Below are 14,918 nucleotides of genomic sequence, written 5' to 3' on the forward strand. Positions count from 1 at the left end.
ATTCTTATGTAGTAGATTCCTTATTAGATGTTATAAGAGAACTGATAAAAACAAATAAGGAAGTAAAATAATGCAAAAACAAAAACAAGAAAAAGTATTACTTAAATGTATTGTTAAAGATTGTAATAGTAAAGTATTAGTTACTTTAAAAACTGTAAATATTGAAGATAGTGCTGTTCAATTTTTTAATATGTGTTATTTTCATAAAAAACAATTTAAAAATAAAGTAAAAGAAATAAAAAATAAGGAGTAAATAATGATAATGATAAATTGTACAATAGATGAATTTTTAAATAAATGAAAAAAAGAAAAAAAATATGATGTAAGTGTTGGGCATTTTTCAGTTGAAGGAGATTTTACTTTAAATTTTAAACAATTACATATTGATAAATATAATATTGAAGAATTTAAAGAATTAATAAATGATTATGAAATAAATGTAAAAATGTGAAATATAAAAGAAAAATGTAAACAATGTCATCATCATAATTCTCAAATAGAAATTGATGATGATGAAGATGAATAATATAACTAAATTAGCTATATTTAATATAGAAAATATGATATAATATAAACATAATGTTATAAGTCTTCATTTTAAAAGTAATGAACTCAGTGGGTTAGCCCAGCTTATAACATTTTATATAAAAAAAGTTACCTTATTGGTAACTTTTTAATTAGGTGCCAACCTAATTATAGAATAGAAATGAAATAAATTGATATCTATAACTTACACTAATGTAAGTAAATTCATATTATACATTAATATTTAAGATTGTGGGGAAATATTATTTTGATTAGTCATTATCAATTTCTTTATTTTCTATTAAAATAATATCGTCGTTAGTTTCTACATTATTATTAATTTCAATAATAGTTTTTTTGTCTAATCTATAGTACTTATTAATAATACGATGTATTTGCTTAATTTTATTCTCAGACCTATTTATATATGCTTTATTAAGAGTATATTTATTATGTCTTAAATCTATTATTGCAGTTTTTATCTCATTTTTCATTTGTTGATATAAATTACTATTTTTAAAAATATAATTTATATCATTTTTTTTGAACAAAAAATCTTTTATTTCTTGTTCAATAGCACTATTAACTGTATCTAGTCTAGAACTGTTATCAATTGAAATAGCTATACAATATATAATAACTCCTATTACTATAACTATTATAGGTAAACCTATAACCATAAACATTAAAGTATCGTTATTAATTTCATTATTATACATTTTTTGAATCTTTTTCTTTTTCTTGTTTATCTAAATATTTATTTATCTTATCATATAATGTTTTTTTTCTTTATATCTTAAATTCGAAATAATACAGTATCCTAAAATTAAACCAAAAACATTTAATGCAATAAAAAGTAATAAAACACCATATGTATTATTTTTAAAACTTAACTTTAATCCAAAATAAATAAATGCAGTTATTATCGGTAATATTATAGCAATTAGTAAAGCAATCATACTAGGTAAATCCATTTTTAACTCCTTTGTAAATAATAATAAAATTATAACAAAGAATATCAAATTATCTATTATTAAGTATCAATTTAGTAATTTTTAAATTTGAACTTGAAATATATCTTTTAGCATATCCAACCTTTTGACCAACTGCATCTCCATAAATTGATTCTATTTTTCCAAGATTTACGTATATATTAAACTTTCATATTAAAGTATTATTGGAACTTATGTTTAATATATTAATTCCACATGCACTATCTGTAGTTAATTCTTCTTTTATACCATAATAACTTTCAGTTAATGTAAATGTATAACCAGCAAGATTATAATTAGATAATAATTTTGAATTATAAGCATATCCAAATGCAGAATATGGTTGAACATTAGGAACCAATTTTCAATCTTTAACATTTTTTTCTTGTGAATTTGAAAATATTAAATCTTTTAAATCAATAGTTATACTTGTATTTTTTACTTCTTTTGACGGGTTAAAACTTTCTGTTGTATTAAAATTTATTGCCTGTTCATTATGTTTATTTTCAATTGTTTCAAAATTATATTCATAATAAATAGTTAAACTTTTATAATATCTTTTTAAATCATTAAAATTATAAATTAATAATGTTGGGTCTAATTTTGATGTTAAATTTAAAATAAAGTCATTAGTTTTAATTTTATTATTATTAAATCATTCATTAGTATTATCATAAGGATTATGAGAACTATTAAAACTAATTAAAGATATATCTATTCCATTATTATTTATATTAAAATTTTCTGGATTAATAATTATTGATTTTGCTATATTTAGTGGGTCGGGTGGTAATATATTTGCTGGATAACTGAATGTTGTTTCTTCACTTTCTTCATATTCATCATGATTTAATTTATATTGTGTTGTTCAATTAAAAGTATTTCCAGTTAAAGCACCATTATTATTATATCTAAACTGAGCAATTGATATTTCATTATAATCACCTTGATAAGTAAAAGGATTATCACTATAAAATGTATGTCTTTCTTCACCTTGATGTAAACTTTGACTTATTATATCAGTAATAATATAAGCATAATTAGAACCATCAGCAATACCATTACTTGTAGGATTTCATTGACATTCAGTATCTTCATTTGTAAATGGACTTGCTATATCTAAAAATTCTGTATCTTCTGCTAAAATATAAACTTTATTATTTTTCTTTTGTGATAAATCAACAGTTGATATTTGTTCTTTTACTGTTAATTTTTGTCCAGTTTTAGCATCTCATGGATAAACACTTATTCTATCACTTAATTTCATAGTCATAGCAGTTGTACTAACATGTGAACCTAACATTTTACCTAATGCAAATTCACTTGAATTACTAAATACATTTAAAGGTATAAATCAATTATTATCATTATTACCAATAATACTTGATAAATTTGAAGCAAAAAAAGCAGACATAAATCCATTAAAAAATGCCATTTTTTTATATTGTTGATAATTTTGAGTTTTAATTCAACCAATTGGAATACCTAAAGTTAAAGCATTTAACATTTTACCAATTAAAGGATAAAAACCTGTTTAGAATCTTTTTAATAAAATTGAAATAAAGGAAAGAACAACCATTTGTAAACTAGTATTTAGTTTTCTTTCACAATTTTTTCATAATCTTCTGCATTTTTCTAATCATGCAAAACTTCGTTCTACAACTCATCTTTTTGGCAATACTACAAAAGAATGTAATTCATTACGTTTTACAACTTCAACATTTGCATTTATGATTGTTTTGATTTTAAAAGCAAATTTTTCACCAGTATAGCCAGCATCTACTATTATTTTTTGAACTGTAGAAAGATTTTCTTTTTCACTTTTAATCATTATGATAGCACTATTACGATCTGTTTTTTCTGCTGTAGTTATGTAAATTGCATGTGGTAAACCTTGCGTATCAACTGCAATATGACGTTTTATTCCTGAAATCTTTTTACCAGCATCATAACCTTTATTTTCAGTAGTATCTGTATTTTTAACACTTTGCGAATCAATTATACAAAAACTAGTTTTTTCTTTTCGATGATTCTTAATACGAATCTTTTTAACTAATTTTTTTTAAAATTAATTGCAATACACTAGGTTCTTTATCATTGTTTTTACTTCAAATTTGGAAATAATAATATACAGTTTGTCATTTTGGAAAATTTTTTGGTAACATTCTTCATTGACAACCACTTTTTAATACATATAAAACTGCACAAAACACTTCATATAAATCTAAATTTCTTGGTTTTGTTTTCTTTTTGCTGTTTTCTAAAGTTGATTTTATGTTCTCAAATTGTTCTTTAGTAACATGACTTGGATAATTTTTATGCATATATACCTCTTATTTTAAAATATATAGTAATTTTACATTATTTTCTAAAAGATTCTAAACAGGTTCTAAGAACTATATGCTACTGGTAATCATTGATTTGAATCATAAGGCATTTGTATTAATGGAGAAAATACTACACTATTAAAATTTAATATTGCTGACATATATTTTTGTGATATTTTACTATAATCAACAGTTGGACTTCCTATAATTAAATTAGTATCTGGGTCTTTATATTTAAAATTACTTGACATATCAACATTATAATTGCCAGTTAAATTATTTATATTTCATTCTGAATCTCAAAAGAATTTTGCTTCTCCAATTGATTTACCATTACTATTAATTGCTAAATTTTTATTACATGCTAATAATCCTTTAAAATCTTTTTCTGCTAACATATCAAATCTTTTTGCTTCTAAAAATTTTTGTCAATTATCATAATTAGTATATCCAGTTGGTCTTGCATCCATTATATTATAAAATGTAGTTTCTGGGTGACTACTTGTAGTTATTTGGTCATTAATACCAGCAAGTAAACCACCATTATTTTTAACTTCAGTAGTACTATAATCATTATTACCAGCAATAAATAATCTTCTTGAAGCAAATATTTTACTTTCAAATATTTCTTCATTATTTTGTTGTATTGGTTCTTGACCTTGAATTATTGGTCTTCCATAATAATAACAACTTGATAATAATTCTAATCCATAACTTTGTCTATGACTATATCTTACTCCTATATCACGCATTAAAGTACGATTTAATGTTACTTTTCCTTGTTGAATAGTAGGGAAAGCATAACCACTACCAGGACTTGCATATTGTACAAAATCAAGTGTATTTTGACCACTTGCAACTACTCTATCATTTAAACTACTAAAAGTTAATACTTGCATACTAAATGCACCATTATAAGGACTATAATAATTTGTTACATTTGAAATATATAATAATTGTCTATCTTGATTTTTACCACTATTACCACCAATATTTTCATTTTCATCATTAAATACACAAAAAAATTGTAAATAATCATCAATTGTAATATGTTCTTCAAACATTACTAAAGTATATTGTCTTTTTGTTTGTACTGTTTTAAATATTTGATTATTTGGTAAATTACTAAAATCAACACCACTTGTATCATCAATTAAATAAGCATTTCAATAATCACCTATTTTATATTGTTTTGTATAAAATTCATCTTGACCATTAACTTTATGTGTTTCTTCATTAATTTTACCTTTATTTTTTTGATATATTTTTGTACTATTTTTTCAAATACATACAACTGGAGTAGTACCAGTTAATATTAATTCATATTGTCCAAAATCACTTATTTTACTATTAATAGGTTTATAACTCGTTTCAGTTAAAGGAATTGCTCCATTATTTATAACAAATGGAAATATTTTTCAATAACTACATCTCTTTATTAATTGTTGAGTTTGCTTTAATGCTAGATGTGCTTGTTTCATTAATTGAATTCTTACTGCGTTGTTCATTATCATTTGTATTATCTCCTAAATTTTTATTTAAAAATTTATTTTCATTAATAATATGTTCTAATTTTTGTTTTGCCATTAATGTATCAATATTTTCATATAAACTAATTGCTTCAACTATTGACATTGTTCCATTATTTAATCTACTATTAATTAATTCATCTTGTACTAATTGGTCAACCATAGCAATTGGTATAAATTCAAAACTATAAGGTCTTTCACCTTTACCATTTCAATATACTTTTCCATTTTCATCTTTAGAAGAAGTTACTAACATATCAAACATTCTATATAAATAAGTTGAATAATGTGTTATTTTAACTTCTGTTGTTTGCATATCAAATTTATTATTCATTAATGTTTTAGTTTTATTTTCATAATTAATACCATTAAATTCATCATAATCATAACCAGCACCATTAAATATTTGTTTTGCTGTACCATTATAATCAAGTCAATATTCACCAAATTTTGGATTACCTTGTACAATATCAACTCCACCATTACCACCTTTTACATAATTTGCAGTAGTAATATTTAAAAATGCATCTTTAATAATTGATTGAAAATCATCACTTAAATTTAAAGCTTTAAATTTTTCATTATCAATAATTCCATAAAATCTAGTTAAATTTAATATTCTTTCTTTTCTTTTTTGTTTAATAATATGTTGTAAATCTCATATTAAATTTCATACTGGTGCACAATCTGGATATGCATTCATTTGTGTACTATTACCATAAAAATGAATTTGTGGTAAATTTGTAATTTCAACAATTGGTAAATAACCAAATGGATTTTTTAATTCATATTTTTGTTTTAATTGACTTTCTGGTTTAATTTTTGATTTTGTACTACCTAATAAAATTTCTCTATTACCATTAAATATTTCAACTTTTACTTTTGAATTTTCTATTGTTACTCATGTTAAACTACCATTATCACTTTGTTCATTCATAAAAAATAATTCTGCTGATTGTTCTTGTTCATTAAATTTAGCAACACGTGACATAAAACTTGGACTTGGTAAAGTTAAACTTAATTCACCATTTTTAGTTAACATTCATATTAAAAAACATTTACCTAATAATGAATTTTGAATACCAAATTGATATAATTTTTCATTTCATTTATCTTTATCTTTTAATTTATTTAAAAAATTTAATAAATCTTTATCTTCACTTTTAAATAATAAACCTTTACCTAATCATAACATTGTACTTTTATTTGCAATAATTCTAGGTATATCTAATTCTCAATTATCTTCATGTATACTAAAATATTCTGTTGGACTATAATTCATATTATCACTCCTTATTATTAATAAAACTATATTGTTTACCAAATTCAAATTTAGTTTTATTAATTAATAATTCATTATTTATTTGTTCAATTAATCATTTCATATCATTCATTAATGCATAACAATCACTATCTCAAGTATCATCATATAAATCTAACATTTTAGGTTCATTATTTGAATTTTCTATTTTAGATTTAGATAATCATTGAATTAAACTATATTGTCTTTTAGTTTCTGGACAATTATTTCAATCATAACTTAATATATTTTTAATTAATCCAGTAGTAGTAAAATCAATTCTATCTTTTAAATACATTACTGATTTATCTACTGGTTCAAAATTTAATCAATTCATATTTCTTTTATTTTTTTCTACATTTAAAACATCAATAAATGCTTGACCACCATTACCATAATCAACATAACAAATAAAACCTTTAAACATAGCAAAATATTTTTGTGCTTCAATTAAATAATAATCAATAATACTATTTGCTAATTCATAAGTATTTTTAAATTTCATTGTAACATTACTATGATAAAATTCACTTACTTTATGTGCTCTTCTTCCATTATGATTTTCACCAATAAATCATAATGAAGTAGCAGTTGGATGACCACTACTACTTGTTGCCATACCTATATCTAATCCACCAGTTATTTTAGAAACTTGAAAATCTAATTCAGTATTTACTTTATCTAAATATCTTGCAAATATAGCCCCTTGTAAAACACTAGGAACTCCATAATATCAACTTTGTGCTTTTATAGGGTCTAATATTTTTAATTCTTCAAGATTATTAATCTTATCTTGTTTTAAATTATGAGAATTTACTTTTCAATTTGAATAATGAAATAATTTAAACATTTGATTTTCTTCTATTGATTTTATTTGTTCATTATTACATTTCATAATTTCTAAATTAAAAGGTACACGTTCATTCATATAAGTAATAAAATATTGATAAATATTATCTGGATTACAACTTCTAATTTTAATAGTTTTTTTAGCATTACCTAATGCAAATGTTATTGCTTGAAATTCTGCTTGACTAAATTCATTTGCTTCTTCACATCATTCAATTGCTAAATCAAAACCTTTTATTTCACTACGAGAAAGCCCTTTAAGTGGTATTCTATCATTTGAATTACTATATACACCCATAACTCTAATAAATGATTTACTACCTTTAAAACGAAAATCTGCTTGTTTATTAGGATATTTTAAATTAAAATCTTTATAATCAAAACCAATATTAATTAATGCTTCATCAATTTCTTTTGTTAATTCATTAATATCTTTATTTAATTTTCTAAAACAATATATAGCAATTGATTTATTTACTTTAATTGAAATAGCAATTAATATTGCTAATTCTTCTGCAATACTATATGTTTTACTTGAATATCTACTACCACTTAAATTATATTCACTATGAGTAAAATCACTTTTATTTAATAATCAATAACTAATTTCATGTAAATAAGTAAATTCTTTATTCATAATTTTATTCCTGTAATTCTTCTAATTTTCATACATTACCTTTTAAATTACCTTTTCCAGTATAAATAGTAATCAATTTTGCATGTTGAACTGATAAAATTACTATATTAGCACTATCATTAAAGGTTTGTATTTGTACACCAGCAATTTTTTTATTAGTTATAATAAATTCTTGAATAGTATAAACTGGATTATATATACTTCAAGAATAATAAATTCTATAATGTTTATTCTCTTGAAAATCATAAGTAATTTGTCAATTATCTAATTTATTTTTTTCTCTTGTTCCTACTTCTTTTCATTGTGGAATAGTTGGACTTGGTGTTGGAGGATTATTTTTTAATTCAATATCTCAATTATTTTCTTCTATTTCATTTGTTTCTAAACTTTTTGAATTAATTTTTATAGGTTTATCTATATTAATTACACTTGGTGAAGTAATATTTAATGTATTACTAGTAATTTGATAAGTATTTTCTTTTAATTCTTCAAAACTAAATATAGCACCACCATCAATTTCACATTTAATAAATAAACTTCATTTATTAGTAGATTTAGTATAATCAGCCTTAAGAATTAAAGAAGCATCTTTATTATCAATTTTACCAATTAAAAGAGTTCATGTACCAGTTCCAACTGCTTTTGCTGATTTAAACAATAACATTAATGGATAACCATTTTGCTCAGGTGCATTTCTGTGTCATGTTATAAATACACGATATGTTTTATTAAGGTCAATATTAAAATTATCTCATGTTCTATTATCAACTTTCTTTCCTATTACAACTCAATTTTCTTTATCTTGCTTTTTATCTATTTTATCATCTATATATTTTTTATTTGGAATATCTAAATCATCAGTTATAACTGGATTATTTCTATAAATTAAAGTTTTACCACCAACATTAGTTTTAATAATTTCATTAACTAATCTTCTAGTACTATCTTTATCATCTTTATTATTAAATATCTTATCTTGTAAATTATCTATTTTATCTTGTTTTTTATCTAATAAATCATCTACATATACTTTATTTGTAGCATCAGTTAAAAATGTAGGTGTACCAACATCAATAATTCTTTTATCATTAGCACTAATACCTTTATCATCTTTGGATTTAATAAAATTAGGATTATCTATATTAATTTCTCATAATGAATTACCACCAGTAGCACTAATAACTTTCTTTTCTTGACCTTCTTTACCATCAACTAATTTCATAGTATCATTACTAAAATATTTAGTAAATAATTCAAGTGTTGTTAAATTATCAAATGATTTAATACCCCTAGTATCAATATCAACTACTGAACCCATAATATTTTTTGGATGAGTAATAGTAATTTTAGTTCTATCATCACTACTTTTAATATTAGTAAATTGTACATAAATTTCTCATGGATTTTGTTCACCACCATTACCCATAAATTTTTTAAATCAATTTTGTTTTGAAGAAACATTAAGATTAAAACCTTGCATAATTGGATATTCATTTATTTCTTTTAAATAATTAAATACTTGTGGAACAATATAATAAGGGTCTTCTGGATTATTTTGTGAATAAGTAATACCACCTTGACCAATACTTGCTTGACCACGTGCATATTCAACACCTTTACCTAATAAAAAATTAACATAATGAGTAGTTGCAGTTTGAATATTATCTGTAAATTTTGTTGGATTTATTTCTGGTCATTTTTTTGAAATAGTAAAACCACTTAAAAAATCAATATTACTACTTGCAATTTCTATTGCATATCTAATTTCACTATCTGGTGTTGTAACTTCATCAAATAATGATTTATTAAAACCTTTTCAATTTTTAAATTCTTCAATTGTTATAAACATTAATGGGTCTTTAATAGCCATAATAATTTACTCCTTAATGTAAAATAAAGGGTATTTAAACCCTTTAAATTCCAACTTTAGTTGCTTTTTTCTTATCTTTTTCTGATAATTCTTTACGTTTTGCTCTTTGACTAATAATAGTATTTTTAAATACTTCATCTTTTTCAATATCATTATTAAAACTATCAAGTAATTTTGCAACTGATGTTGTTTCTAATTGTAATTGAGAATTTATTTGCTTAATATTTTCAATAATAAATTGAATTTCTTTATCTCTTTTTAATTCTTTTGATATTTTGTTTTGTTTTGATTTTTTAATAAATTTAGATAAGAAAAGTAAAACAATAGTAACTATAATTCCGGTAGTTATTGCTCCACTTAATACTGCTGTTATTAATTCTTTTGATAAATTCATTTTTTATTCCTCCAATTGTATTTTATTTGAATGTTGTTTACATAAATGACATTCTTTTTTATGTTTTCTAATATGTTTATATTGATATATTAAATATGGACTTGTAATAATAATTGGTATAGTTATTAATAAATATTTAATTAATTTTCCATAATTACCTAATTTAGTAATAAGATTTAATCCAATATGACCAAACATAGGAAATAACGTTAATATTAAATGGTCAGGTCAAGTAAAATTATATTGACTTGTATAACTTCCAATTCCCATTTCTATTGGTATTTTCGGTATTAATCAAGGTGTTATTGTAAAAAATAATGTTATAAACATACCAAGACTATGACTAGTTATTTTTAAAATATTTGATATTAAAATTTTAATTTTATCTATATGAGTACTATTTTTATTAAATCAAATCTTATTTAATCTTTTATATTCTTTATTATCTTTTGATATTGGATTAATAGTATTTCATATACCAATTGGTTTAATTGGTTTATCTAATTCAATAATAATTATCACCTACTTTCATGTTTTATAAAAATTAGAATTTCTTTTAATTTTTATATATTTATTTGTATGTAAAGAATTTTTTAATAATTGTTTTCTTTCATATCTTCATTGATTACTTCCTATTTCATTTTTAGATAAAGTTTTATATTCTTTTAATTTAAAAAAACCTTTTTCTAATCTATTAATAAAATTCATAGTTTTTTGTACATTAATATTATTAGGATAAATTACACTAGTATCTTGTGAACCATAATATTTACCTTTTTTTGCTAATTCACTTTTAACATATTTTCTTAATTGACTTGGTAATCATTTTCTATTTCAAAATTTTCAAAATATAGTTCCAGCACCAGAACCATTTTTACCTTTAGCTTGTGTCATTAATATTCATATTTCTTGTGGAAATGTTGGATAAGTATATGGACCATATCATATTTGTCTTTTATCATTATCACTTTGAAATAATGTTGTTAAAGTTCCAATTTTTAAATTTTTATTATCAACAATAAATCTTCCTTTTTTAAATCATGAACTTGATAATACTTCTCATGAATTTTCTGGTATTTCTTCTTCATTTTCTTTAAATAAATTATTAAATTTATTAACATAATTTTTAACAGTTCTAATTTCTGTTGGCATAATAGATTTTTTAAAACTATTTATTGGATTTTTAAATTTATTAATTTCATTTTGTAATATAGATAATTCACTTGGTTTTAATATACTTGTTAATTTTTTAAGTATATTTGGATTAAAAACACTATATGGTTGATGTATTTCTTTTTCACTAATATTTTCACTATCAAATATTGCTTTTAATGATTGATTTTTATAATAAGTTTTTAAAGCATTTATTAATGCTAATTTAATATCATTACTTGCTAATGCATAATATATTCATTCAATAATTAAAGGTAACATTATAAACTCATATGATTATAATCTCAATTTAATGAAGCATTATCATGATTTAATGGTACTTCGCTCATATTATCACTACCATATTGACTAGATGTTTCAGTATTAATAGTAAATCTATTATCATTAATTAATCTTGCAGTTTCATTATTAAATGGTGTTTCTTGCATTTCTTGAATATGATTTGTAGTTTCCATAGGTAGTAAATTATGGATTATTTCACTTGCACCAGCAACAATAGTAGGAATTGCATAAGCATTATTAAAATCATTATTTATACCCATTGCTACACCACTTGATATTAAACATCCACCAGTAGCCATATTACAAATCTTTCTTATTGTTTCAAATTTATTAGGTATTAACTCAGTTAATCCACTAATAAATTTGAAATACCATAAGCATTTAAACTAATATATGTATCTCAATCCATTAAATGATTATCAGTCCTATTATTACTAAATAATAAATCATCTGGAAAAGGATTAATTGGTGTTGTATTTGGAAATGGATTAGGAGTTGGATTCGGATTAATATTTGTATTAGTAAATTTAGCATAATTTGCTAAACCAATTGTTCCTAAACCTAATAAGATTTTTTTACTACTATTAATTAATTTACTTTTAGTTGTTGGTCTTTGATTTAAATTTCATATATCTAAACCTAATTTTTTACCAAATAATAAACTATTAAATGAACCTAATACTGGATTATATATTACTTGACCATAATAAGCACTTATACCTATCATTGCTGATAATGGACTAATTGAAGAACGAATTATTTTTAATAAAGTATAATTATTTGATTGTACAATGGTGTCATTTGGCATTTTCATTAACTCCTTTTACATTAGTTTGTTTTTCTATTTTAATTATTACTTTACCTTCACAATGTATATTATTTCCAACACATATTGCATAACTATCATGTACATCACTTACTATAAAATAATCATTTCTTAATTTAGGATATTCATCTAATAAAATTGCTCTAATATCATTACTTGTAGTTAAATCTTCTGGCTTTGGTGAATAAATAGTAATATGTGCTTTTTCATTAAAATATTTATAAATATATTCCATAATTATTTTTTAGAAAATTTTAATTCTATTTCTTCAATATAATCTTTATCATTACCAGTCATAGTAGCACTTGTTGATGTAATATTACTAAATGTTGCTTTACCTTTTTCATAACCATTATTACCAGCATTTATTATTGCAGTTTCTAATTCATCATTAGTAGGAGTTATTCCTGTCATAGTTATTTTTCCTAAATTTTTAAAATAAATTAAATCATTTAAACTAATTCTAAAATCATCAAAATCAGCAATTTTAAATGTTACTGGTGATTTTTCTCTTTCTGCTGGAGTTAATTTAATTCAATTAGTTCAACAACGTTTTTGTGCTTCTTTAATTTCATCAGCAGTTGGCATTTTTTCCATAATAATAAATGATAATCAACCACGAATTGCTGTTGTTATACCATAAAGTGCTTTACCTAATGTTTTTTGATTTAATGTATTATTATCAATTAAATTTACTATTTTTTGAAAACTATTAGGTTGTGCAAATGCATTTCTATGCACAAAAACTCCTAATACTTTTTTTAAATCAAATGTTTTTTCTAAATGTAAACCAGTTTTAGTATCTTTAACCATATCTTTATTTAAAAACATATGTTTATATAAAAACATACCAAATACTGATTGTTTATATAATTGACCACTTGCTACAGTATCTGCTGCAATTTGACCATAATTTAATCTTAAATATGCTTTTGTTAATTGTAACATTGGAGTAAATCCTAATGCACCAATAAAATCACTTACATTTGTACCAATTTCAGTTTCAGTTATATTTCCTAATAATTCATTCATTTTATCACCAATTTGATAAAATGCTGATTTTGCTGTATCTTCTGTCATTTCTAACATATTAATAGGAATTACTTGTGATTTAGCAATACAATAATCTTTAATACCTTGTAAAAAAATACATTCTTGAATAAATAAATAATTTCTTAATGCACTTTCTGCTCATATTGATAACATATTTGCTTTTAATGGAATTGGACTTGACATAAATCTATTCATATCAAAATCTTCAGTTCTTCAATCAATAACTAATATTTGGTCTAAAATAACACTAGTTGTTCTTAATGTTGTTCATTGTTTATTTGTACCAGTCATAACATCATATTTTGAACCTCAACGTAAACGTTCAGCAATACGATAATATGCTTCTACTGCTCCAGGTATTTCACTTATTTGTTCTGCAACTGCACTTGCTTTTAAAAACATCATACTTTCATCATTATAAAGTATACCTTTTACTTGTGCTTCCATAGCAGTTAACATTGCTTTATTTCCATTATTACCACCAGTAATTAAACCAGTTGGAACTTGTGGAATAGCCATAATATCTCTCCTTTTGAGAAATATTTAATTATTTACTAAATAAAAATTCTAAAAATTTAATCATTTCTTGTTTAGTTTTTGCACCAACAACTTCTGTATTTTTTAATAATTCTTCATTTTTAGATGTAATATTATTATCTAATTCAAAAAGTGTTTTTGGATTAAAAAACTCTTGTTTAGATTCTTCATTTTTAATAATTTCTTGTTTTTTAATTTCTTTATTATGTAAATTATTATTAAATATTTCTGCATAATCTTCTTTTATTTTATTTAAAGCAGAATGTTTATCAAGGTCTTTATATTCAGTATTAATTAATGATTTAACTATTTTTAATTGTTTATCATTAAAACCATTAAACAATTCTTTTTCTTGATATTCATTAACTTTATTTTCATATTCTTTTATTTTTATTTCATATTCACTTAATTTAGGTTCTAATTCAGTCTTAGTAGTTTTATAAACAAAATTTCGGTGTTGTTCTAATAAACTTTCTAATTCTTCACTATTATAATTTTTATTTTTATCTCAGTTAAAGCTTTCCATATTTAACTCCTATTCTCACAGAATGGCTACTGTTTCCTTATGTAAATTATATCATTTTTCCCCTTTAAAATAAAGAAAAAAACCTATATTTATTATAG

General features: G+C 22.4%; 18 protein-coding genes. 2 read left to right on the plus strand and 16 right to left on the minus strand.

Annotated elements, in window-relative coordinates; all coding sequences use genetic code 4:
- The first annotated feature begins 70 nt into the window (after positions 1–70).
- Positions 71–253 (plus strand): hypothetical protein, encoded by a 183-nt coding sequence (locus AACL11_RS06250; protein ID WP_338986779.1) that lies wholly within the window; start codon positions 71–73, stop codon positions 251–253.
- A 3-nt stretch (positions 254–256) separates the two neighbouring features.
- On the plus strand, positions 257–526 hold the full coding sequence (locus AACL11_RS06255; RefSeq protein WP_338986782.1) for a hypothetical protein: 270 nt from the start codon (positions 257–259) through the stop codon (positions 524–526).
- Between the two features lie 271 nt (positions 527–797).
- Here AACL11_RS06255 and AACL11_RS06260 read toward each other — a convergent pair whose 3' ends face one another.
- The 16 genes from AACL11_RS06260 to AACL11_RS06335 all read right to left on the minus strand — a co-directional run bounded on the left by AACL11_RS06260 (position 798) and on the right by AACL11_RS06335 (position 14,820).
- Complete coding sequence (locus AACL11_RS06260; RefSeq protein WP_338986784.1) at positions 798–1,244, minus strand: hypothetical protein; 447 nt, start codon at positions 1,242–1,244, stop codon at positions 798–800.
- A gap of 42 nt (positions 1,245–1,286) precedes the next feature.
- Positions 1,287–1,499 (minus strand): hypothetical protein, encoded by a 213-nt coding sequence (locus AACL11_RS06265; RefSeq protein ID WP_338986787.1) that lies wholly within the window; start codon positions 1,497–1,499, stop codon positions 1,287–1,289.
- Positions 1,500–1,548: 49 nt separating this feature from the next.
- Positions 1,549–3,024: a hypothetical protein gene (locus tag AACL11_RS06270; protein WP_338986788.1), complete on the minus strand. Its 1,476-nt coding sequence runs from the start codon at positions 3,022–3,024 to the stop codon at positions 1,549–1,551.
- Positions 3,025–3,051: 27 nt separating this feature from the next.
- Positions 3,052–3,841 (minus strand): IS5 family transposase gene (locus AACL11_RS06275; RefSeq protein ID WP_338986592.1). Its coding sequence is split into 2 segments (ribosomal slippage): positions 3,052–3,579 and positions 3,581–3,841, totalling 789 coding nucleotides; the frame shifts between segments, so codons are not numbered across the junction.
- 65 nt (positions 3,842–3,906) lie between these two features.
- Positions 3,907–5,358: a hypothetical protein gene (locus tag AACL11_RS06280; RefSeq protein WP_338986791.1), complete on the minus strand. Its 1,452-nt coding sequence runs from the start codon at positions 5,356–5,358 to the stop codon at positions 3,907–3,909.
- Positions 5,270–6,655 carry a hypothetical protein gene (locus tag AACL11_RS06285; protein ID WP_338986793.1) on the minus strand — a complete coding sequence of 462 codons (1,386 nt, stop codon included), beginning with the start codon at positions 6,653–6,655 and terminating at the stop codon, positions 5,270–5,272. The genes AACL11_RS06280 and AACL11_RS06285 overlap by 89 nt, the downstream gene beginning before the upstream one ends.
- A gap of 1 nt (position 6,656) precedes the next feature.
- On the minus strand, positions 6,657–8,159 hold the full coding sequence (locus tag AACL11_RS06290; RefSeq protein WP_338986795.1) for a hypothetical protein: 1,503 nt from the start codon (positions 8,157–8,159) through the stop codon (positions 6,657–6,659).
- A 4-nt stretch (positions 8,160–8,163) separates the two neighbouring features.
- The gene (locus AACL11_RS06295; protein WP_338986796.1) at positions 8,164–10,029 is read right to left on the minus strand and encodes a hypothetical protein; all 1,866 of its coding nucleotides are present in this window, start codon (positions 10,027–10,029) and stop codon (positions 8,164–8,166) included.
- Positions 10,030–10,072: 43 nt separating this feature from the next.
- Positions 10,073–10,423 carry a hypothetical protein gene (locus AACL11_RS06300; RefSeq protein WP_338986798.1) on the minus strand — a complete coding sequence of 117 codons (351 nt, stop codon included), beginning with the start codon at positions 10,421–10,423 and terminating at the stop codon, positions 10,073–10,075.
- A 3-nt stretch (positions 10,424–10,426) separates the two neighbouring features.
- Positions 10,427–10,945 carry a hypothetical protein gene (locus AACL11_RS06305; RefSeq protein WP_338986801.1) on the minus strand — a complete coding sequence of 173 codons (519 nt, stop codon included), beginning with the start codon at positions 10,943–10,945 and terminating at the stop codon, positions 10,427–10,429.
- Positions 10,946–11,857 carry a hypothetical protein gene (locus tag AACL11_RS06310; RefSeq protein ID WP_338986802.1) on the minus strand — a complete coding sequence of 304 codons (912 nt, stop codon included), beginning with the start codon at positions 11,855–11,857 and terminating at the stop codon, positions 10,946–10,948.
- Complete coding sequence (locus AACL11_RS06315) at positions 11,857–12,177, minus strand: hypothetical protein (protein ID WP_338986804.1); 321 nt, start codon at positions 12,175–12,177, stop codon at positions 11,857–11,859. Before AACL11_RS06315 ends, AACL11_RS06310 begins: the two co-directional genes overlap by 1 nt.
- Before the next feature lie 47 nt (positions 12,178–12,224).
- The gene (locus AACL11_RS06320; RefSeq protein ID WP_338986806.1) at positions 12,225–12,686 is read right to left on the minus strand and encodes a hypothetical protein; all 462 of its coding nucleotides are present in this window, start codon (positions 12,684–12,686) and stop codon (positions 12,225–12,227) included.
- A complete protein-coding gene (locus AACL11_RS06325; protein ID WP_338986808.1) occupies positions 12,655–12,939 on the minus strand; it encodes a hypothetical protein in 285 nt (94 codons plus the stop codon). The genes AACL11_RS06320 and AACL11_RS06325 overlap by 32 nt, the downstream gene beginning before the upstream one ends.
- Before the next feature lie 2 nt (positions 12,940–12,941).
- On the minus strand, positions 12,942–14,276 hold the full coding sequence (locus AACL11_RS06330) for a hypothetical protein (protein WP_338986809.1): 1,335 nt from the start codon (positions 14,274–14,276) through the stop codon (positions 12,942–12,944).
- A 28-nt stretch (positions 14,277–14,304) separates the two neighbouring features.
- Positions 14,305–14,820 (minus strand): hypothetical protein, encoded by a 516-nt coding sequence (locus tag AACL11_RS06335; RefSeq protein ID WP_338986811.1) that lies wholly within the window; start codon positions 14,818–14,820, stop codon positions 14,305–14,307.
- Between the last annotated feature and the right edge of the window lie 98 nt (positions 14,821–14,918).

It is taken from the genome of Spiroplasma endosymbiont of Dasysyrphus albostriatus (genome assembly GCF_964019495.1).
Lineage (GTDB): Bacteria > Bacillota_I > Bacilli_A > Mycoplasmatales > VBWQ01 > Spiroplasma_E.